Annotated in this window: 15 protein-coding genes and 1 pseudogene; 12 read left to right on the forward strand and 4 right to left on the reverse strand. The window is 71.1% G+C overall.

Annotation, left to right across the window (positions count from 1 at the left end; all coding sequences use genetic code 11):
- The first annotated feature begins 117 nt into the window (after nt 1-117).
- Nucleotides 118-834, forward strand: a complete 717-nt coding sequence (locus tag AC068Z_RS32185; protein WP_478563575.1) for a glycoside hydrolase family 12 protein — start codon at nt 118-120, stop codon at nt 832-834.
- A 48-nt stretch (nt 835-882) separates the two neighbouring features.
- Here the strand turns inward: AC068Z_RS32185 and AC068Z_RS32190 are convergent, their stop codons facing one another.
- Both AC068Z_RS32190 and AC068Z_RS32195 read right to left on the reverse strand, forming a co-directional pair.
- On the reverse strand, nt 883-2,925 hold the full coding sequence (locus AC068Z_RS32190; protein ID WP_478563578.1) for a glycoside hydrolase family 31 protein: 2,043 nt from the start codon (nt 2,923-2,925) through the stop codon (nt 883-885).
- Nucleotides 2,926-2,991: 66 nt separating this feature from the next.
- Complete coding sequence (locus tag AC068Z_RS32195) at nt 2,992-3,999, reverse strand: LacI family DNA-binding transcriptional regulator (RefSeq protein WP_478563581.1); 1,008 nt, start codon at nt 3,997-3,999, stop codon at nt 2,992-2,994.
- A gap of 424 nt (nt 4,000-4,423) precedes the next feature.
- Between AC068Z_RS32195 and AC068Z_RS32200 the strand changes: the two genes are divergently transcribed.
- From AC068Z_RS32200 to AC068Z_RS32230, 7 genes are all read left to right on the forward strand, one after another.
- The gene (locus AC068Z_RS32200) at nt 4,424-6,355 is read left to right on the forward strand and encodes an acyl-CoA dehydrogenase family protein (protein ID WP_478563584.1); all 1,932 of its coding nucleotides are present in this window, start codon (nt 4,424-4,426) and stop codon (nt 6,353-6,355) included.
- An 87-nt stretch (nt 6,356-6,442) separates the two neighbouring features.
- Nucleotides 6,443-7,876, forward strand: coding sequence for a 1-deoxy-D-xylulose-5-phosphate reductoisomerase (dxr, locus tag AC068Z_RS32205; RefSeq protein WP_478563587.1), 1,434 nt, complete (start codon nt 6,443-6,445; stop codon nt 7,874-7,876).
- An 8-nt stretch (nt 7,877-7,884) separates the two neighbouring features.
- Nucleotides 7,885-9,177 carry a M50 family metallopeptidase gene (locus AC068Z_RS32210; RefSeq protein ID WP_478563679.1) on the forward strand — a complete coding sequence of 431 codons (1,293 nt, stop codon included), beginning with the start codon at nt 7,885-7,887 and terminating at the stop codon, nt 9,175-9,177.
- 168 nt (nt 9,178-9,345) lie between these two features.
- Nucleotides 9,346-10,503 (forward strand): flavodoxin-dependent (E)-4-hydroxy-3-methylbut-2-enyl-diphosphate synthase, encoded by a 1,158-nt coding sequence (gene ispG / locus AC068Z_RS32215; protein WP_478563590.1) that lies wholly within the window; start codon nt 9,346-9,348, stop codon nt 10,501-10,503.
- A gap of 106 nt (nt 10,504-10,609) precedes the next feature.
- A complete protein-coding gene (locus AC068Z_RS32220) occupies nt 10,610-11,458 on the forward strand; it encodes a GNAT family N-acetyltransferase (RefSeq protein WP_478563593.1) in 849 nt (282 codons plus the stop codon).
- A 34-nt stretch (nt 11,459-11,492) separates the two neighbouring features.
- On the forward strand, nt 11,493-12,023 hold the full coding sequence (locus AC068Z_RS32225) for a GNAT family N-acetyltransferase (RefSeq protein ID WP_478563596.1): 531 nt from the start codon (nt 11,493-11,495) through the stop codon (nt 12,021-12,023).
- A 72-nt stretch (nt 12,024-12,095) separates the two neighbouring features.
- On the forward strand, nt 12,096-13,799 hold the full coding sequence (locus AC068Z_RS32230; protein WP_478563599.1) for a proline--tRNA ligase: 1,704 nt from the start codon (nt 12,096-12,098) through the stop codon (nt 13,797-13,799).
- A 471-nt stretch (nt 13,800-14,270) separates the two neighbouring features.
- Here AC068Z_RS32230 and AC068Z_RS32235 read toward each other — a convergent pair whose 3' ends face one another.
- Complete coding sequence (locus tag AC068Z_RS32235) at nt 14,271-14,693, reverse strand: helix-turn-helix domain-containing protein (RefSeq protein ID WP_478563602.1); 423 nt, start codon at nt 14,691-14,693, stop codon at nt 14,271-14,273.
- Between the two features lie 313 nt (nt 14,694-15,006).
- Between AC068Z_RS32235 and AC068Z_RS32240 the strand changes: the two genes are divergently transcribed.
- From AC068Z_RS32240 to AC068Z_RS32255, 4 genes and pseudogenes are all read left to right on the forward strand, one after another.
- On the forward strand, nt 15,007-15,600 hold the full coding sequence (locus tag AC068Z_RS32240; RefSeq protein ID WP_478563605.1) for an RNA polymerase sigma factor: 594 nt from the start codon (nt 15,007-15,009) through the stop codon (nt 15,598-15,600).
- Nucleotides 15,597-16,391 (forward strand): BN159_2729 family protein, encoded by a 795-nt coding sequence (locus AC068Z_RS32245; protein WP_478563608.1) that lies wholly within the window; start codon nt 15,597-15,599, stop codon nt 16,389-16,391. The genes AC068Z_RS32240 and AC068Z_RS32245 overlap by 4 nt, the downstream gene beginning before the upstream one ends.
- Nucleotides 16,388-16,618, forward strand: a pseudogene (locus tag AC068Z_RS32250) (WhiB family transcriptional regulator); the annotation flags it as partial. The gene AC068Z_RS32245 and the pseudogene AC068Z_RS32250, both read left to right, overlap by 4 nt.
- Nucleotides 16,619-17,668: 1,050 nt before the next feature.
- The gene (locus AC068Z_RS32255; protein WP_478563685.1) at nt 17,669-17,962 is read left to right on the forward strand and encodes a hypothetical protein; all 294 of its coding nucleotides are present in this window, start codon (nt 17,669-17,671) and stop codon (nt 17,960-17,962) included.
- Between the two features lie 162 nt (nt 17,963-18,124).
- Here the strand turns inward: AC068Z_RS32255 and AC068Z_RS32260 are convergent, their stop codons facing one another.
- Nucleotides 18,125-19,024: an aminoglycoside phosphotransferase family protein gene (locus tag AC068Z_RS32260; RefSeq protein WP_478563610.1), complete on the reverse strand. Its 900-nt coding sequence runs from the start codon at nt 19,022-19,024 to the stop codon at nt 18,125-18,127.
- Between the last annotated feature and the right edge of the window lie 14 nt (nt 19,025-19,038).

Consider the following 19,038-nt stretch of genomic DNA (forward strand, 5'->3'; position numbering starts at 1 on the left):
CCTCCGCAAGGAGGGCGCTTCCGACCCGGAGGTCGCGGTCCAGCCCGAACCGATCCCTTACGGGATGAAACGAAAGTAGCACGGGTCGGGGTACTTCCCGGCCGGAAGGGGAAAATAATGGCAACCCGCACGCTCCGCAAACTCACCATGGCCGTACTGGCCCCGGCGCTCGCCCTGGGCGCCACCGTCGGCCTCGCCTCCGCTCCCGCCCACGCCGCCGTCTGGAGCTCTTGCGACCAGTGGGGCAACACGACCCTGAACGGCTACACGCTCTACAACAACATCTGGGGCTCCGGCGCGGGCAGCCAGTGCGTCTGGGCCAACTCCGGGACCAACTGGGGCGTCTGGGCCAACCACCCCAACACCGGCGGCATCAAGTCGTACCCGAACAGCAAGAAGGTGGTCAACAAGACGATCACCTCCCTCGCCTCGCTGACCAGCAGCTACAACGTCACCGTCCCGTCGTCCGGCGCCTACAACACGTCGTACGACATCTGGGACACGGACTACGACTACGAGATCATGCTGTGGGTCAACTACAACGGCGCCGTGGGCCCGCTCGGCACCTCCCAGGGCTCGGTGACGCTCGGCGGGCACACCTGGAACGTGTACAAGGGCAACAACGGCGCCAACGAGGTCTTCTCGTTCCTGCGGACCTCGGACTCCAGCTCCGGCACGGTGAACATCAAGCCGATCCTCACCTGGATCTCGAGCACCAAGGGCTGGATGTCCAGCAGCGAGACGATCGGGGACGTCCAGTTCGGCTACGAGATCACCTCGTCCTCCGGCGGCCTGGACTTCGTCACCAACAACCTCACGGTCAGCAGCAGTTGACCGGGTGAGGTGCGGCCGGTCCCTCCCCCGCGGGACCGGCCGCACACGTCATTCCGCGATCGGCAGCCGCGCTTCGTCCCGCAGGAACAGCGGGATCCGGTCCAGCGGCGCGTCGACCGTCACGCGGGCACCGCCCTCGTACGTCTGCCCGGTCCACGCGTCCGTCCAGCGCGCGCCCGCCGGGAGATACGCCGTCCGGGCCGTGGCCCCCGCCGTCAGCACCGGCGCGACCAGCAGATCCCGGCCGAAGAGATAGGCGTCGTCGACCGACCAGCACGCCGGGTCCTCGGGGAACTCCAGGAACAGCGGCCGCATCACCGGCAGCCCCTCCTCGTGCGCCTCCCGCATAACCCCGAGCACATACGGCTTCAGCCGCTCGCGCAGCCGCAGATACCGCTCCAGGATCGCGCCGGCCTCCTCGCCGTACGACCAGACCTCGTTGGGGCCGCCGGTCATGTCCGGGCCCAGCGGCATACCGGGGTCGCGGAAGCCGTGCAGGCGCATCAAGGGGGACAGCGCGCCGAACTGGAACCAGCGGACCATGACCTCGCGGTAGGCGGGGTCCTCGGGGTCGCCGCCGTGGAAGCCGCCGATGTCGGTGTTCCACCAGGGGATGCCGGAGAGCGCGGTGTTGAGGCCCGCCGCGATCTGGCGGCGCAGGGTCGGGAAGTCGGTCCCGATGTCACCGGACCACAGGGCGGCGCCGTAGCGCTGACTGCCCGCCCACGCCGAGCGGTTCAGGGTCACGACCTCGGTCTCGCCCGCCGCGGTCAGGCCTTCGTGGAAGGTGCGGGAGTTCTCCGCCGGGTAGAGGTTGCCGACCTCCAGGCCCGGGCCCGCCCAGTACCGCAGGTTCTCCGGGAAGCCGGGCTTCAGCTCCGGCTCGCAGGCGTCCAGCCAGAAGGCGGTGATGCCGTACGGGTCCAGGTAGTTGGCCTTGATCCGGGACCACACGAACTCCCGGGCCTCGGGGTTCGTGGCGTCGTAGAAGGCGACCTGGACGGTGGAGGCGACCTCCTTGTCCGGCCAGTCGGCGTGCGCCATCGGGCCGTACTGGGTGCCGATGAAGTGGCCGCGCTGCTCCATCAGCGCGTGGTTCTCGGACAGCGGGGACACCGAGGGCCAGACGCTGACCACCAGCTTGACGCCCAGCTCGGCCAGCTCCCGGACCATCGCCGCCGGGTCGGGCCACTCCTTCGGGTCGAACTTCCACTCGCCGAGGTGCGTCCAGTGGAAGAAGTCGCAGACGATCGCGTCCAGGGGCAGTCCCCGCCGCTTGTACTCCCGGGCCACGGCGAGGAGTTCGTCCTGGGTGCGGTAGCGCAGCTTGCACTGCCAGAAGCCCGCCGCCCACGCGGGCAGCATCGGCGTACGGCCGGTCACCGCGCTGTACCGGCGCTGGGCGTCGGCCGGGTCGCCCGCGGTGATCCAGTAGTCGATCTGCCGGGCCGCGTCCGCCACCCAGCGCGTGCCGTTGTGCGCCAGCTCCACCCGGCCGATCGCCGGGTTGTTCCACAGCAGCGTGTAGCCGCGGCTGGAGACGAGCACCGGGATGCCGACCTCGGCGTTGCGCTGGACCAGGTCCAGCACCAGGCCCTTCTGGTCCAGGCGGCCGTGCTGGTGCTGGCCGAGGCCGTACAGCTTCTCGTCGTCGTAGGCGGCGAAGCGCTGCTCCAGGCGGTGGTGGCCGCCCCCGACCGCCGTATACAGCCGCGGGCCCGGCCACCAGAAGTGCGCGCGCTCCTCGGCGAGCAGTTCCCCGCCGTCCCCCGTGCGCAGGAAGCGGATCTGGCCCTCGGCATCGATGTCAACGGTCAGCGATCCGACGGTCAGCCGAGCCCGGCCGTCCTCGATCTTGACCGTGGAGGAAGTGGCGGGAGCCTCGTCCAGCAGGGCCCCCGGCAGGCCGTCGAGGACCGGACCGCCGAGCCGGGCCCGCACCCGCACCGCGTCCGGCCCCCAGGGTTCGACGCGGACGGTCTCCTGCCGCCCGCTCCACTCCAGCGCCCCGTCCCGCTCGCGGAACGTGCCGACGGTGGGGGAGGACTGCGCCAGGCTGACCTTGGGCTGGGTTTCGGCAGGCTGATTCACGAGGCGTACTCCTGAACGATGACAGGGGGAAGCCGCCCCCGCAGGGGCCGCACGGGGACGTACTGATCAGGAAGCGGCCGGTCCCGAGCTCGCCCGGACCGTCAACTCGGGTGCGATGAGCACGACGTCGGCCTCGCCCCGCCCGTCCAGCTTGGCGACCAGGTGTTCCACGGCGTGCCGTCCCATCTCCTGGGCCGGGATGGAGACGGACGTCAGCCGCACCGATGCCTGGGTGGCGACCTGGTCGGGGCAGATCGCGACCACCGACACGTCCTCGGGCACGGCACGGCCCTGCTGGCGCAGCAGCGCGAGCAGCGGCTCCACCGCCGACTCGTTCTGCACGACGAATCCGGTGGTGGCCGGGCGTTCGTCGAAGACGCGGGCCAGGGTGACGGCCATGGCGTCGTAGCCGCCCTCGCACGGCCGGTGCAGCAGCCGTACGCCCAGCTCCTGGGCGCGCGTACGCAGGCCGTCGAGGGTGCGCTCGGCGAAGCCGGTGTGCCGTTCGTAGACCGCGGGGGCCTCGCCGATGACGGCGACGTCCCGGTGCCCGAGTGTCGCCAGATGCTCCAGACACAGTGCGCCGGTGGCCCGGAAGTCAAGGTCGACGCAGGTCAGCCCGGAGGTGTCGGCGGGCAGTCCGATGAGCACGGAGGGCTGGTCGGTGTCGCGCAGCAACGGCAGCCGCTCGTCGTCGAGTTCGACGTCCATCAGGATCATCGCGTCGGCCAGCCCGCTGCCGGTGACCCGGCGCACGGCGTCGGGGCCCTCCTCGCCGGTGAGCAGCAGGACGTCGTAGCCGTGCGTGCGCGCGGTCGTGGCCACCGCGATGGCGATCTCCATCATCACCGGCACGTACATGTCGGTGCGCAGCGGGATCATCAGCGCGATGATGTTCGACCGGCTGCTGGCCAGCGCCCGGGCCCCCGCGTTCGGGTGGTAGCCGAGCACGCGGATGCTCTGCTCGACCCGCTGCCGGGTGGACTGGGAGATGGACCGCTTGCCGCTGAGGACATAGCTCACCGTGCTCGCCGAGACTCCGGCGTGCTGGGCGACCTCGGCGAGGGTGACCATCCGCTCTCCAAGCTTTGTGAAGCGCTTCGACAGAGCGCACGATGAACAGGGGCGGGTGAGGGTGGTTCGACAGTAGCTGTAGCGGGAGTGGGTGTCCATAGGCTGTCGAAGCGCTTCGACAATCAATCTCCCCGGATACGGCAACCTCCGCGCCGCCCGCGGCCACCGAAGGGACGTACCCGCACCGTCCCCCGGAAGGACCCCCGACGCAACACCGCGGGCCCCGCAGCCCCGACCGCTCGGCACCAAGTACGGCGGCGTGAGCCTCGGCTGAACGGGCGTGCCAGACGCCGCCAGGCAGACGGGAGGGTGATGCCAGGCCCCAAGGGGTGGTGGGGTCGCCCGGAATCGGGTACATACGATCGGGTAGAACCCGTCGGTAACCAAACGGCCCATGATCCCGATTCGCGGCGAGGTGGTCCTCATGTCCGCAACACCCGTCAAACCCACCGTCACCGAACGTGAGGCCCGCCAGGTGGCGGAGGCGGCCCGTGAGCAGGACTGGCGCAAGCCGAGCTTCGCCAAGGAGCTGTTCCTCGGCCGCTTCCGCCTCGACCTCATCCATCCCCACCCCATGCCGACCGACGAGGCCGCCCAGCGCGGTGAGGAGTTCCTCGCCAAACTGCGCGACTTCGTCGAGACGAAGGTCGACGGCGCCCTGATCGAGCGCGAGGCCCGCATCCCCGACGAGGTCGTGGCCGGCCTCAAGGAACTCGGCGCCTTCGGCATGAAGATCGACACCAAGTACGGCGGCCTCGGCCTCACCCAGGTGTACTACAACAAGGCGCTCTCCCTGGCCGGCTCCGCCTCGCCCGCGATCGGCGTGCTGCTCTCCGCCCATCAGTCGATCGGCGTCCCCCAGCCGCTCAAGCTGTTCGGCACCGACGAGCAGAAGGAGCGGTTCCTGCCGCGCTGCGCCCGCACCGACATCTCCGCCTTCCTGCTCACGGAGCCGGACGTCGGCTCGGACCCGGCCCGCCTCGCCGCCTCCGCGGTGCCGGACGGGGACGACTACGTCCTCGACGGAGTGAAACTGTGGACCACCAACGGAGTGGTCGCCGACCTCCTCGTCGTCATGGCCCGGGTGCCGAAGTCCGAGGGCCACAAGGGCGGCATCACGGCCTTCGTGGTGGAGACCAACTCGCCCGGCATCACCGTCGAGCACCGCAACGCCTTCATGGGCCTGCGCGGCATCGAGAACGGCGTCACCCGCTTCCACCAGGTCCGGGTCCCGGCGGCCAACCGCATCGGCCCGGAGGGCGCGGGCCTGAAGATCGCGCTCACCACGCTGAACACCGGGCGTCTGTCACTGCCCGCGTCCTGCGTGGCGGCGGGCAAGTGGTGTCTGAAGATCGCCCGTGAGTGGTCGGCGGCGCGCGAGCAGTGGGGCAAGCCGCTCGCCCGCCACGAGGCCGTCGGCTCCAAGATCTCCTTCATCGCGGCGACCACCTTCGCCCTGGAGGCCGTCCTCGACCTGTCCTCGCAGATGGCCGACGAGGACCGCAACGACATCCGGATCGAGGGCGCCCTCGCCAAGCTGTACGCCTCCGAGATGGCCTGGCTGATGGCCGACGAACTCGTCCAGATCCGCGGCGGGCGCGGCTTCGAGACGGCCGAGTCGCTCGGGGCGCGCGGCGAGAAGGCGGTCCCCGCCGAGCAGATCCTGCGCGATCTGCGCATCAACCGCATCTTCGAGGGCTCGACGGAGATCATGCATCTCCTGATCGCCCGCGAGGCCGTCGACGCCCACCTCTCGGTCGCCGGCGACCTCATCGACCCCGACAAGTCCCTCCAGGACAAGGCGAAGGCGGGCGCGAACGCGGGCGTCTTCTACGCCAAGTGGCTGCCGAAGCTGGTCGCGGGCCAGGGGCAACTGCCTTACTCGTACGGCGACTTCAAGCACGGAGTCGACCTCTCCACGCACCTCCGCTACGTCGAGCGGACCTCCCGCAAGCTCGCCCGCTCCACCTTCTACGCCATGTCCCGCTGGCAGGGCCGGATGGAGAGCAAGCAGGGCTTCCTGGGCCGGATCGTCGACATCGGCGCGGAACTGTTCGCGATGAGCGCGGTCGTCGTCCGCGCCGAGCACCTGCGCTCGCAGGGCGAGCACGGCCGCGAGGCCTACCAGCTCGCCGACGCCTTCTGCCGGCAGTCCCGGCTGCGCGTCGAGGAGCTCTTCGGCCGCCTGTGGAGCAACACCGACGAGCTCGACGGCAAGGTTGTCAAGGGCGTCATGTCCGGCACCTACACCTGGCTGGAGGAGGGCATCGTCGACCCCTCCGGCGACGGCCCCTGGATCGCCGACGCGACCCCCGGCCCGAGCGAACGGGAGAACGTCCACCGCCCGATCCGCTGACCGGCGACCGACAGGCTGTTCCCCTCGCCTCCGCCGCGAGGGGGACGCCCTGTCCTTCCCGACATCCATTGCGGCAACAATGGGGTCATGAGCGACTCTCCAGCCCCACGAGGGCGCGGGCCGGAAGCCCCGTCTGCCCCGCGACGCCATGCACGCACTCTCGCCGCACCGGGCGCTGACCCGAGTACATCCAGTACGAGGGTCAGCGCCCGGCACGCCGAGAGCACGCACCTGGCGCCGCAGGGCCCGCCCTCCGGGCGGACGACGGGGCTTCCGGCCCGCGCCCTCGCCGACCCGCACCTGGTCTACGACCCCGTCGCGGGAGACGGTCCCAAGGACGTGGTGATCCTCGGCTCCACCGGGTCGATCGGCACCCAGGCCATCGACCTCGTGCTGCGCAACCCCGGCCGTTTCCGGGTCACCGCGCTCTCCGCCAACGGCGGCCGCGTCGCCCTCCTCGCCGAGCAGGCCCACCGGCTGAAGGTCCGCACGGTCGCCGTCGCCCGCGAAGACGTCGTACCGCAGCTGCGCGAGGCGCTCGGCGGTCTGTACGGCGCGGGAGAGCCGCTGCCCGAGATCCTCGCCGGGCCCGACGCGGCCACCCAGGTCGCCGCCTCCGACTGCCACACCGTGCTGAACGGCATCACCGGCTCCATCGGCCTCGCCCCGACCCTCGCCGCCCTGGAGGCGGGCCGCACCCTCGCGCTCGCCAACAAGGAGTCGCTCATCGTGGGCGGCCCGCTGGTCAAGGCCCTCGCCAAGCCGGGCCAGATCATCCCGGTCGACTCCGAGCACGCTGCGCTGTTCCAGGCGCTGGCGGCGGGCACGCGCGCGGACGTCCGCAAACTCGTCGTGACCGCCTCCGGCGGCCCCTTCCGCGGCCGTACGAAGGAACAGCTGGCGCACGTCACCGTCGAGGACGCCCTCGCCCACCCCACCTGGGCCATGGGCCCGGTGATCACGATCAACTCCGCGACCCTCGTCAACAAGGGCCTGGAGGTCATCGAGGCGCACCTCCTCTACGACATTCCCTTCGACCGCATTGAGGTGGTCGTGCATCCCCAGTCGTATGTCCACTCGATGGTCGAGTTCACGGACGGATCCACGATGGCCCAGGCGACGCCCCCCGACATGCGCGGGCCGATCGCCATCGGTCTGGGCTGGCCCGAGCGCGTCCCGGACGCGGCGCCCGCCTTCGACTGGAGCAGGGCCTCGACGTGGGAGTTCTTCCCGCTCGACAACGAGGCGTTCCCCTCGGTGAACCTCGCGCGGCACGTGGGCGAGCTCGCGGGCACGGCCCCGGCGGTGTTCAATGCCGCCAACGAGGAGTGCGTGGAGGCCTTCCGGTCCGGCGCGCTGCCGTTCAACGGCATCATGGAGACCGTGACCCGGGTGGTCCAGGAGCACGGCACCCCGGTGACGGGAACCTCACTCACCGTCGCGGACGTCCTCGAAGCGGAGACCTGGGCGCGCACCCGGGCCCGGGAACTGGCGGCACAGACGGCGGAGGCCCGTGCATGACGACCTTGATGTTCATCCTCGGCATAGTGGTCTTCGCCGTCGGGCTGCTGTTCTCGATCGCGTGGCACGAGCTGGGGCACCTGTCCACCGCCAAGCTCTTCGGCATCCGCGTGCCCCAGTACATGGTCGGCTTCGGCCCGACCCTCTGGTCGCGCAAGAAGGGCGAGACGGAGTACGGCGTCAAGGCCATCCCCTTCGGCGGCTACATCCGCATGATCGGCATGTTCCCGCCCGGTCCCGACGGCCGGCTCGAGGCCCGCTCCACCTCGCCCTGGCGCGGCATGATCGAGGACGCCCGCGAGGCCGCGTTCGAGGAGCTCAAGCCGGGTGACGAGACCCGCCTCTTCTACACGCGCAAGCCGTGGAAGCGGGTCATCGTGATGTTCGCGGGCCCGTTCATGAACCTGGTCCTCGCCATCGGCCTGTTCCTCACCGTGCTGATGGGCTTCGGCATCTCCCAGCAGACCACCAGCGTCAGCTCGGTCTCCCAGTGCGTGATCGCGCAGAGCGAGAACCGCGACAAGTGCCAGAAGTCCGACCCCGCCTCCCCGGCCGCCGCGGCGGGCCTGAAGGCCGGCGACAAGATCGTCTCCTTCGACGGCGTCCGCACCGACGACTGGAACAAGCTCTCCGACCTGATCCGCGCCAACCCCGGCAAGCAGGTGCCGATCGTCGTCGAGCGGGGCGGCGAGCAGGTCACCCTCACGGCGAAGATCGCCACCAACCAGGTCGCCAAGAAGGACTCCAGCGGCCAGATCGTCCAGGGCGAGTACGTCACCGCCGGCTTCCTCGGCTTCAGCGCCGCCACCGGCATCGTCAAGCAGGACTTCGGGGACTCCGTGACCTGGATGGGCGACCGGGTGGGCGACGCCGTCGACTCCCTCGCGGCCCTGCCCGGCAAGATCCCGGCCCTGTGGGACGCGGCCTTCGGCGACGGGGAGCGGGAGGCGGACTCACCGATGGGCGTGGTCGGCGCTGCCCGGGTGGGCGGCGAGATCTTCACCCTCGACATCCCCGCCTCACAGCAGCTGGCGATGGCGGTGATGCTCGTCGCGGGCTTCAACCTCTCCCTGTTCCTGTTCAACATGCTCCCGCTGCTGCCGCTCGACGGCGGCCATATCGCCGGCGCGATGTGGGAGTCGCTGCGCCGGAACATCGCCAAGGTGCTGCGCCGTCCCGACCCGGGCCCGTTCGATGTGGCGAAGCTGATGCCGGTGGCCTACGTGGTGGCCGGGATCTTCGTCTGCTTCACGTTGCTGGTGCTGATCGCGGACGTGGTTAACCCGGTGAGAATCTCCTAGTCGTACGGCGTTCGCCGCGGCCGGGGACCCTGGGTTCCCGGCCGTCACGCTATTGGTGGGTTTGCCGACGGGATGTGCTTCGACGATCGCCGGTGCCGTAATCTCGAAGCCTGGAGCCCGCCGCTGACGGGACCGGACCTTGATCCACGACTTGGGGTTGCACAGCAGATGACTGCGATTTCTCTCGGCATGCCGTCCGTTCCGACCAGGGTTGCCGAGCGTCGGAAGAGCCGGCAGATCCAGGTGGGCACGGTCGCGGTGGGCGGCGACGCCCCGGTCTCCGTCCAGTCGATGACCACGACCCGTACGTCCGACATCGGCGCCACCCTCCAGCAGATCGCCGAGCTGACGGCGTCCGGCTGCCAGATCGTCCGGGTCGCCTGCCCGACGCAGGACGACGCGGACGCCCTGTCGACGATCGCCCGCAAGTCCCAGATCCCGGTGATCGCCGACATCCACTTCCAGCCCAAGTACGTCTTCGCGGCGATCGAGGCGGGCTGCGCGGCGGTCCGGGTGAACCCCGGCAACATCAAGCAGTTCGACGACAAGGTCAAGGAGATCGCGAAGGCGGCGAAGGACCACGGCACGCCGATCCGCATCGGTGTGAACGCGGGCTCGCTGGACCGGCGACTGCTCCAGAAGTACGGCAAGGCGACCCCCGAGGCGCTCGTCGAGTCGGCCCTGTGGGAAGCCTCGCTCTTCGAGGAGCACGACTTCCGGGACATCAAGATCTCGGTGAAGCACAACGACCCGGTCATCATGATCGAGGCGTACAAGCAGCTCGCCGCCCAGTGCGACTACCCCCTCCACCTCGGCGTCACGGAGGCAGGCCCGGCCTTCCAGGGCACGATCAAGAGCGCGGTGGCGTTCGGCGCCCTGCTCTCCCAGGGCATCGGCGACACGATCCGCGTCTCCCTGTCGGCGCCGCCGGCCGAGGAGGTCAAGGTCGGCATCCAGATCCTGGAGTCGCTGAACCTCAAGCAGCGCGGCCTGGAGATCGTGTCCTGCCCGTCCTGCGGCCGTGCCCAGGTGGACGTGTACAAGCTGGCGGAAGAGGTCACTGCCGGCCTCACCGGCATGGAGGTCCCGCTGCGGGTCGCGGTCATGGGCTGTGTCGTGAACGGCCCGGGCGAGGCCCGCGAGGCCGACCTCGGCGTCGCGTCCGGCAACGGCAAGGGCCAGATCTTCGTCAAGGGCGAGGTCATCAAGACGGTCCCCGAGTCCAAGATCGTCGAGACGCTCATCGAGGAGGCCATGAAGCTGGCCGAGCAGATGGAGGCGGACGGCGTGACCTCGGGCGAGCCGTCGGTCTCGGTGGCGGGCTGACCGGCCGGGGGCCGCTGTATCAGCGCACGCGTTCAGCGGGGCGGCACTTCACAACTCCGACAGGTACAGTTCGGAGATCAGCAGTCCTGAGTGTGAGGCCCCGCAGTTGTTGACCCAGACCACATCCCGGGTCCTCGAACCGAGCGACCTGGACGCAGCGCTCGTCGTGCTGGACCGCGAGCCGGTCGCGAACGCCTTCGTGACCTCTCGCGTCCAGGTGGCCGGGCTCGACCCCTGGCGCCTGGGCGGCGAGATGTGGGGCTGGTACGAGGACGGCATGCTGACGTCCCTCTGCTACGCCGGCGCCAACCTCGTCCCCATCTGCGCCGGCCCCCGAGCCGTGCGCGCCTTCGCCGACCGTGCCCGGCGGGCCGGGCGCCGGTGCTCCTCGATCGTCGGCCCCGCCGAGTCCACCGCCCAGCTGTGGCGGCTACTCGAACCCAGCTGGGGCCCGGCCCGGGACGTCCGCTCCCGTCAGCCGCTGATGGTCACCGACCGGATGCCCGAGGCCATCGCCCCCGACCCGCTGGTCCGTCGTATCCGCAAGGACGAGATGGACACGATCATGCCGGCCTGCGTGGCGATGTTCACCGAGGAGGTCGGGGTCTCCCCGATGGCCGGTGACGGCGGGCTCCTCTACCAGGCCCGGGTCGCCGAACTCGTCGGCTCCGGCCGCTCCTTCGCCCGCCTCGACGCCCATGGCAAGGTCGTCTTCAAGGCGGAGATCGGCGCCGCCACCGAACGCGCCTGCCAGATCCAGGGCGTCTGGGTCGCCCCCGAGTACCGCGGCCGGGGCATCGCCGCCCCCGCCATGGCCGCCGTACTGCGCTACGCCCTCGCCGATGTCGCCCCGGTCGTGAGCCTCTACGTCAACGACTTCAACACCGCGGCGAGAAGGACGTACACCAGGGTCGGCTTCGAAGAGGTCGGCGCCTTCATGAGCGTCCTGTTCTGAGCCCGTGGGAGGCACCCCGCTGTACCCTCCCGGCATGGATCTCGTCATCGGCCCCCTGGACCTGTCAGCCCACGTCGACGAGGCCCTGGCCGTCCAGGCCGTCGCGTTCGGACTGGGCGCCGACGAGGTCGCCGTACGCCGTCAGATCGTGCTGCGGCACATGACCTACGCCGGTGCCCGCGCTCTCGGAGCCACCGCGGAGGGACGGCTCGTCGGATTCGTCTACGGCATGCCCAACGACCGCGCCCACTGGTGGTCCACCGTCGTCGAGCCCTACCTCCGCGCCCAGGGCAACGACCTCTGGCTCGACGACTCCTTCGTCATCACCGAACTGCACGTCCACCCCGGCCACCAGAACCGCGGTATCGGCCGGGCCCTCATCACCGCCATCACCGACGGCGCCGGCGAACCCCGCTCGATCCTCTCCGCGATCGACACCGAGAGCCCCGCCCGCGGCCTCTACCGCTCCCTCGGCTACCAGGACCTCGCCCGCCAGGTCCTCTTCCCCAGCGCCCCCATGCCGTACGCCGTGATGGGCGCCCCGCTGCCGCTGCGCCGCCACTAACCGATTTCCACCGCCCGGCACCACCCGGATAACCTCCTGCCAACACCTTCACGCAGCAGGAGTACGACACCCATGGCGAACGCACCGGTCCAGCGCATGTCCCAGTTGATGGCGAAGACGCTGCGCGACGACCCGGCGGACGCCGAGGTCCTCAGCCACAAGCTGCTCGTCCGCGCCGGCTACGTCCGCCGCACGGCCGCCGGCATCTGGTCCTGGCTGCCCCTCGGCAAGCGGGTCCTCGCCAACGTCGAGCGCGTCGTCCGCGAGGAGATGGACGCCATCGGCGCCCAGGAGGTGCTGCTCCCCGCGCTGCTGCCGCGTGAGCCGTACGACGCGACGGGCCGCTGGGACGAGTACGGCCAGGAGCTGTTCCGCCTCAAGGACCGCAAGGGCGGCGACTACCTGCTCGGCCCGACCCACGAGGAGATCTTCACCCTGCTGGTGAAGGACCAGGCGTCCTCCTACAAGGACCTGCCGGTCATCCTCTACCAGATCCAGCACAAGTACCGCGACGAGGCCCGTCCGCGGGCCGGCATCCTGCGCGGCCGGGAGTTCCTGATGAAGGACTCCTACTCCTTCGACACCGAGGACGAGGGCCTCGCCCAGTCCTACGCCCTGCACCGCCAGGCCTACCAGCGGATCTTCGAGCGCCTCGGCCTCGACTACCGCATCTGCGCCGCGACCGCCGGTGCGATGGGCGGCTCGAAGTCGGAGGAGTTCCTGGCCCCGGCCGAGGCCGGCGAGGACACCTTCGCGGACTGCCCGAACTGCGACTTCGCGGCCAACACCGAGGCGATCACCTACGGGCTGAAGCCGGTGGACGCCGAGGGCGTGCCCGCGCTCGAGGAGATCCCGACCCCGGACACCCCGACCATCGAGACCCTCGCCGCCCACCTCGGCGTCCAGGCCTCCGACACCCTGAAGAACCTCCTGGTCAAGGTCGACGGAGAGATCGTGGCCGTGGGTGTCCCCGGCGACCGCGAGGTCGACATGGACAAGGTCGAGGCCCACTTCGCCCCGGCGACCGTCGAGATGGTCACCGAGGAGGACTTCGCCGAGCACCGGGACCTGGTCCGCGGCTACGTCGGCCCGCAGGGCCTGGGCGAGAAGGTCAAGTACCTCGCCGACCCGCGGGTGGCCCCCGGCACCTCCTGGATCACGGGCGCCAACAAGGAGGGCATGCACGCGAGGAACGTCGTCGCGGGCCGTGACTTCGAGGTCGAGGAGTACGTCGACGTCGTGGTCGTCCAGGAGGGCGACCCCTGCCCGAAGTGCGGCACCGGCCTCAGGCTGGACCGCGCCATCGAGATCGGCCACATCTTCCAGCTCGGCCGCAAGTACGCGGACGCCCTCAAGCTCGACGTTCTCGGCCAGAACGGCAAGCCGGTCCGCGTCACCATGGGCTCCTACGGCGTCGGTGTCTCACGCGCGGTCGCGGCCCTGGCCGAGCAGACCGCCGACGACAAGGGCCTGTGCTGGCCCGCCGAGATCGCCCCGGCCGACGTCCACGTGGTCGCCGCCGGCAAGGCCCTGCAGACCGAACTCGCGCTCGACGTCGCCGAGAAGCTCGCCGCGAAGGGCCTTCGGGTCCTGTGCGACGACCGCGCCGGGGTGTCCCCGGGCGTGAAGTTCACGGACTCGGAACTCATCGGGGTTCCGAAGATCCTGGTGGCGGGCCGCCGCGCGGCCGAGGGTGTGGTCGAGCTGAAGGACCGCCGCACGGGCGAGCGCGAGGAACTGACGGTCGAGGAGGCCATCGCGCGCCTGAGCGCGTAGCCGCGCCGGTTTCCCGGCGACTTCCGGTGATGGCCGTTCCCGCCCCGGGCGGGAACGGCCTCGCTGTTCGGCGGAGGTGCGCTGTCCCTGAAGAGTCAGCCGGCCTCTGCGGCCGGGGCACAGGGAAGCAGTTCGTCCGGCAGCTCCACCCGCATTCCGCAGAAGCAGCGGAGCTGTCCACTCCGAGAGGCGGGGGCGCCGAGGTCGATCACCAGGATGTCTCGCAACTCCCGGATCACGTCACGTACGGGAGCGTCTCTGGCGACGCGGATCCCGACTTCATCCGGGTCCCAGACGGCGGGACCAGGCAGGCCGTCCGTCAGGAAAATATGGATGCACACAACTGTCTCCCCAGGGATGCACTACGGCATGAGTGATCCGCTCCGGGAGGTCAGCGGCTGACTGATGGTACCGGTGACGGTGGGGCTCGGGGGGCGTTTCGTCATATTCGCCGGGAGGGCATGGCTGAGCTCACACGATGCGGCTGACCTGGAGCATGGCCTCGGCATCCTTGAGAAGTGCGCGCTGGCGTGCCTCCGGCAATTGCCGGTAGAGCTTCAGCAGCCTGGCCTCGCGCTCGTCCTCGCTCGGGCCCGGCACGGGCCGGCCGGCCGCCTCGAAGAACTCCTTGGGTGTCGTCCGCACGCCCCAGCGCCGGAACACCTCGACCATGGCCCGCAGCTTCTCCGGTTCGATGCGCGAGGTGCCCCGGGTCCGGTTCACCCAGGCGTTCAGCGTCGGGTAGGAGATGCCGGCCTCCATCGCCAGGTCCTTCTGGGTCCGGTCGGGGACTTGGGCCAGCAGGCGGGCGAGCAGCGTAGCCAGGTCCTCGTCCCGGCGTGGTGGATCGTGGCCGGGGTCTGGGTCTCCTGGGCGGCTCTGCGGGTTCGTCACGCATCAGAGGATCCGCCATCAATATCTACAAGCGCAAGTAGATCGCAGATCGGCGATGGAGGGTTCGGAAGCACGCGGACGCACGGGCGCGAAAGGTTCACACCGGTGTGCGCCCCTGGTGGCCGCCGAGGCCGAGTGGGTCTCAAGTCTTACGCTGCGTAGGCCTCTTGACACTGTATGCGTCTACGTGAAGACTGTAGATAGCCCCGGGCGAGTGTCGCGGCTCCTGGTGTGGGCTCTTGGCGTTTGCCCTGTGAATCTACATCTACATGAGTATCGAAGATTGCTCATTGACTCGACGGGAGGACCGATCGTGTCCCTACCGCACCATGTCTCCACCGCTCCGGCCCACGATCCGGAACCCGAGCTGATCACCCGGGCCCGCGGCGGAGACCGGGAGGCGTTCGCCGCCCTGTACTACGAGCACTACCGCCTCGTGTACGGCTTTCTGCTCGTCCGCACCCGCGACAGACACCTGGCGGAGGACCTGACCCAGGAGGCGTTCACCCGCGCTCTGCGGCGCATCGACGCCTACACCTGGCAGGGCACGGCCTTCGCCGCCTGGCTGACCACCATCGCCAAGAACCTCTACCTCGACGAGGTCGGCCGCGGCCGCAGCCGGCTGGAGACCCCGGTCGCCGAGTTCGACGAGCCGCAGGCGTCCCTGCGCAACGGGGAATCCGTCGTCCTGCGCGAGCTGGAAGCCGTGGAGGCCCAGGAGGCCGTGCACAACGCCCTGCACAGCCTCAACGCCCTGCAACGGCACTGTGTGCAGCTGCGCTTCCTCGACGAACTCACGGCGGAGGAGACGGCTCTCGCCATGGGCCGGAGCGTCGGCGCGGTGAAGACGCTGACCTACCGCGCGTTGCGGAAGATGCGCTGGACGACCGAGGCGGTGGCCGCGTGAACAGCAACCTCCCACACGCCGCGGGCGTCATCCGGGCAGTGCTGGAATCCGTCCGGCCCGAACAGGCGACCGCCGTCGCGCGGGCGCTCGACTCGGCCCGTCTGCTGGTCGACCCCGAGCGCACCTTCGGCGCGGTGCTGCACCGCACGCCGGAGGGCGGTTGGTCCCGGACCCGGCCGGCGGCCACCGAGCTGGAGCGGCAGGCGCTGGCCTGGGACGACGCGTGCGCCCGGGCCCGGTCCGTCGCCGCCGCCATCGAGCGCCACCTGACGGGGCATCGAGGACCCTCCGGTGTCCGTGTGGAAGGCAACCGGGTCCGGGTGGTGCTCCGCGTCGACGGACCAGAGCAATGGGCCGACTGGCGGGCCTCCTTGGGCATCTCGGTGGTCAGGGAGGGCGACCGTCCCCACACCGTCGTCGGCGAGGGGGAGTACGGCGGCGTCCGGGTGGCGGTGGTGGCCCGGGTCGCCGCCGCTCCACCGGGCGGCGCGACCGGGCATCAGGCGCGCCCCTTCCGGCTCGGCGGTGCCACCTACGACCTGGCGGTTCCGCACCGCGACGCGCAGGGGGACGTCTGGTACTTCCAGGGCTGCCGTACCCACGACGGTATGCCCCTGCTGTCCGTCGACGGCCGGCCCGAGCGCTGTTCCCTCGCCAATGTCGCGGCCCATCTGGGACCGCTGTCGCCGGTGCCGCAGTTCGAAGGCACGGTTCCCGCGGCGGCGCCCCCGGCCGTACCGCCCGCACCGCCCACGGCACCGGTGGGCGGCCCCATCGAGCCGGTCGGATGAGCCGCGGTGGGCCCACGGAGGAGGGATCGCGGGCCTGGGAATCGAGCGCCGCATGCGGACAACGCGACGCGGACCTCTGGTTCAACCGCCGCTCGCAGGCCGCGGCCGTGGCGATCTGCACGGCCTGCCCCGTGCTCGATTCCTGCCGGGCCGCCGTTCTGGAACGGGAGAGCGGCTTGCCGCGGTGCCGCCGCCAGGGCGTCGTCGCCGGACTGACCGGCCCCCAGCGCCATGCCCTGGACCGCCGGGCGGCCCCGCGGACCGAGCGGACGCCGGACCGGGCCGCGGGTACTCCCGCGGTGGCCGCACCGCGGCGAGCACAGCCCGCAGCCTGCGGCACCCGGGCCGCGTACCAGCGGCACCTGCGCCGACGTGAACCCGTCGACGAGGCCTGCCGCGCCGCGAACGCCCGCAGCGCGGGCCGCTACCGCCGTACCGGCTCCACACGTGACCAGCAGCGGACACCCGGCCCGGCGCCCCCGACCCGCACCGCCCGCCCTCACCGCTCACCGCAACCGGAGAACCGAATGCCCCCGCCGGCGCCCAGCCCGCTCCCGGACGACCCCCGCGCCTACGCCCCCCGCCCTGGCGACGCCCCTCTCGACGATCCTCAAGCCACAGCCCCCAGGCCCGGCGCGCCCCGCCAGGATGCCCCCGCTCCCGAGAGCCGCGGCCCCGGCGGTCCGGGGGTCGAAGGCGTGGGGCCGGGGGCTCCGGGTGCTGATGCCTCGTGTCCTGGTGTGCCTCGGTCCGGGGGGTCCGGTGCCGGTGGTCCGGTATCCGGGGGGACGTGGTGGGGCGACCCCGGGTCCAGCGGTCAGGGGGATGACGGCGTGGGGCCGGGGGCTCCACGCTTCGGCGACACCTGGCTCACTGACTCCCGGTCCGGCGACCGCGGCACCGTTGACACCCGTGTCCACGACTCCCAGCCTGGCGATCCCGGGCCGGGGGACTCCCGGTGTGGCGCCACCCCGACTGGGGATCTCGGGCTGGGGGGCCTTTGGGCCGGCGCCGGCCATTCAAGCGATGCCGGGCGCGGGGGTCCTCGGCTCGGCGCCGGCCCGTCCGGCGACCCCGGGAGCGTGGGCCCTCGGTCCCGCGCCGCCCGCCGCTCCGTCCGCCTCGGGCGTCTGGTCGGATTCGTGTGCCGGGTCCTCCGGTTGCCGGGGGCGGATCGGCGGAGGGCGGACCCGGGTCCTCGTCTTGTGCTCGAGTTGGAGAACTGTCGGCAACAGCGGGACCGTTGGCGGCGTCACGCCGACTCCTACGAAAGGGAGTTGACGCGCTTCCGGCACGAGCGGGCGCATCTCCTGGCCTGGCTGGCGGCGTTGCATCCGTCGAGCGCCGTGCTCACCGACGGCGGCGGCACCCTGTTTCTCCGGGCGGGGGAACGCGGTGTCTCCTGGCCGTTGTCGCCCGCCGAACTCCCGTTGTTCGCCCATGTCCCGTACGCGGAGCCGGCTGCCCCCACCGAGGGGGGTGAGGCGGAGCAGGCGGCGCACATCCGTGAGCACACCCGGCTGCTGGCGATCGAGGACATCCTGTCCGCGGGGTCCGGCGACCACCGCTGAAGACATGCGGGCGGCCGCCGCTGCTGCCCGCGAGACCCCGGCCGGCACGCTCGGGAGGCACGTCGGCCGGACCCACCACGCCCCCCTGCGAGGCTCCCCGCAGGGGGGCGTGGGCCGGGCGGCGGGGACCTTCCGACCTGAGTCGGACCTCGTGGCCCGCGTCTAGAGCCAGCCGGCGAACTCCAACAACAGCTCCGCATCCTTCGGACGCCCCACCCGCAGCGCCCGCACCCCCGACTCCACGGCCCGGAACAGGGTCCAGCCGCGCAGCCGTTCCTGATCCACGTCCAGGGACTCGGCGAGCCGCTTGATCCGCCGTCGAGTAGTGGCCGCCCCCGAGGGGGAGGCGATCAGGTCCTCCACCCGGTCCCGCACCAGCCGGGCCAGGTCGAACGCGCACTCGCCGACCACCGGGTCCGGCCCCACGGCCAGCCACGGCGTCCGCTCCCCGGCCAGCACCTTGCTCTGCCGGAACGTGCCGTGCAGCAGCCGTCTCTCGGGCGCCGCCGCCACCAGCTCCTCCCGAGCGGACAGCGCCGCATCCACCAGCGCCGCCACGTCCGCTGAACCGGCGGAGCCGAGCCGCATCGCCTCGGCCTGCCGTCCGGTCCGCTCGACCACCGTCTCGAACGCGTGATCCCCCGGCGGCTCCACCCACAGCCGTCGCAGCGTCCCCGCCGCCTCCAGCAGCGCCTTCGCCTCCGGCAACGACCGCACCGAGACATCGGGATGCAGCCGCTCCAGAAGCAGCACCCCCTCGGTCGTGAACGGCTCCAGCAGCTGTACGGCGCCCAGGCCGCCCCAGTGCGCCAGAGCCGCCCGCTCGCTCTCGGGACGCGCCCGCGGCGGCGCCAGCTTCAGCACGGCCGGCGTGCCGTCCGCGCGCCGGACCAGGACGACCAGGCTGCTGCGACCGCCGGGCACCTGCACCCGCTCCACGGTCAACTCGCGTAGCGCCACGGCCTGCTGGACCGCCTCGGGCAGCTTCTCCAGCCAGCCGTCCGCGTCCGTCGCCGTCTCACCGAGCGCCCTCACCAGACGCCGCGGCGGTTCGAAAGCCATACGCGAGAGTTTCC

It is taken from the genome of Streptomyces sp. NPDC043726, assembly GCF_056436565.1.

Excerpts from the sequence above, each read along its gene's own strand:
- AC068Z_RS32185 (WP_478563575.1), top strand. The coding sequence starts at position 118 with ATGGCAACCCGCACGCTCCGCAAACTCACCATGGCCGTACTGGCCCCG.
- AC068Z_RS32195 (WP_478563581.1), bottom strand. The coding sequence starts at position 3,999 with ATGGTCACCCTCGCCGAGGTCGCCCAGCACGCCGGAGTCTCGGCGAGC.
- AC068Z_RS32200 (WP_478563584.1), top strand. The coding sequence starts at position 4,424 with ATGTCCGCAACACCCGTCAAACCCACCGTCACCGAACGTGAGGCCCGC.
- dxr (WP_478563587.1), top strand. The coding sequence starts at position 6,443 with ATGAGCGACTCTCCAGCCCCACGAGGGCGCGGGCCGGAAGCCCCGTCT.
- AC068Z_RS32210 (WP_478563679.1), top strand. The coding sequence starts at position 7,885 with ATGTTCATCCTCGGCATAGTGGTCTTCGCCGTCGGGCTGCTGTTCTCG.
- ispG (WP_478563590.1), top strand. The coding sequence starts at position 9,346 with ATGACTGCGATTTCTCTCGGCATGCCGTCCGTTCCGACCAGGGTTGCC.
- AC068Z_RS32225 (WP_478563596.1), top strand. The coding sequence starts at position 11,493 with ATGGATCTCGTCATCGGCCCCCTGGACCTGTCAGCCCACGTCGACGAG.
- AC068Z_RS32230 (WP_478563599.1), top strand. The coding sequence starts at position 12,096 with ATGGCGAACGCACCGGTCCAGCGCATGTCCCAGTTGATGGCGAAGACG.
- AC068Z_RS32260 (WP_478563610.1), bottom strand. The coding sequence starts at position 19,024 with ATGGCTTTCGAACCGCCGCGGCGTCTGGTGAGGGCGCTCGGTGAGACG.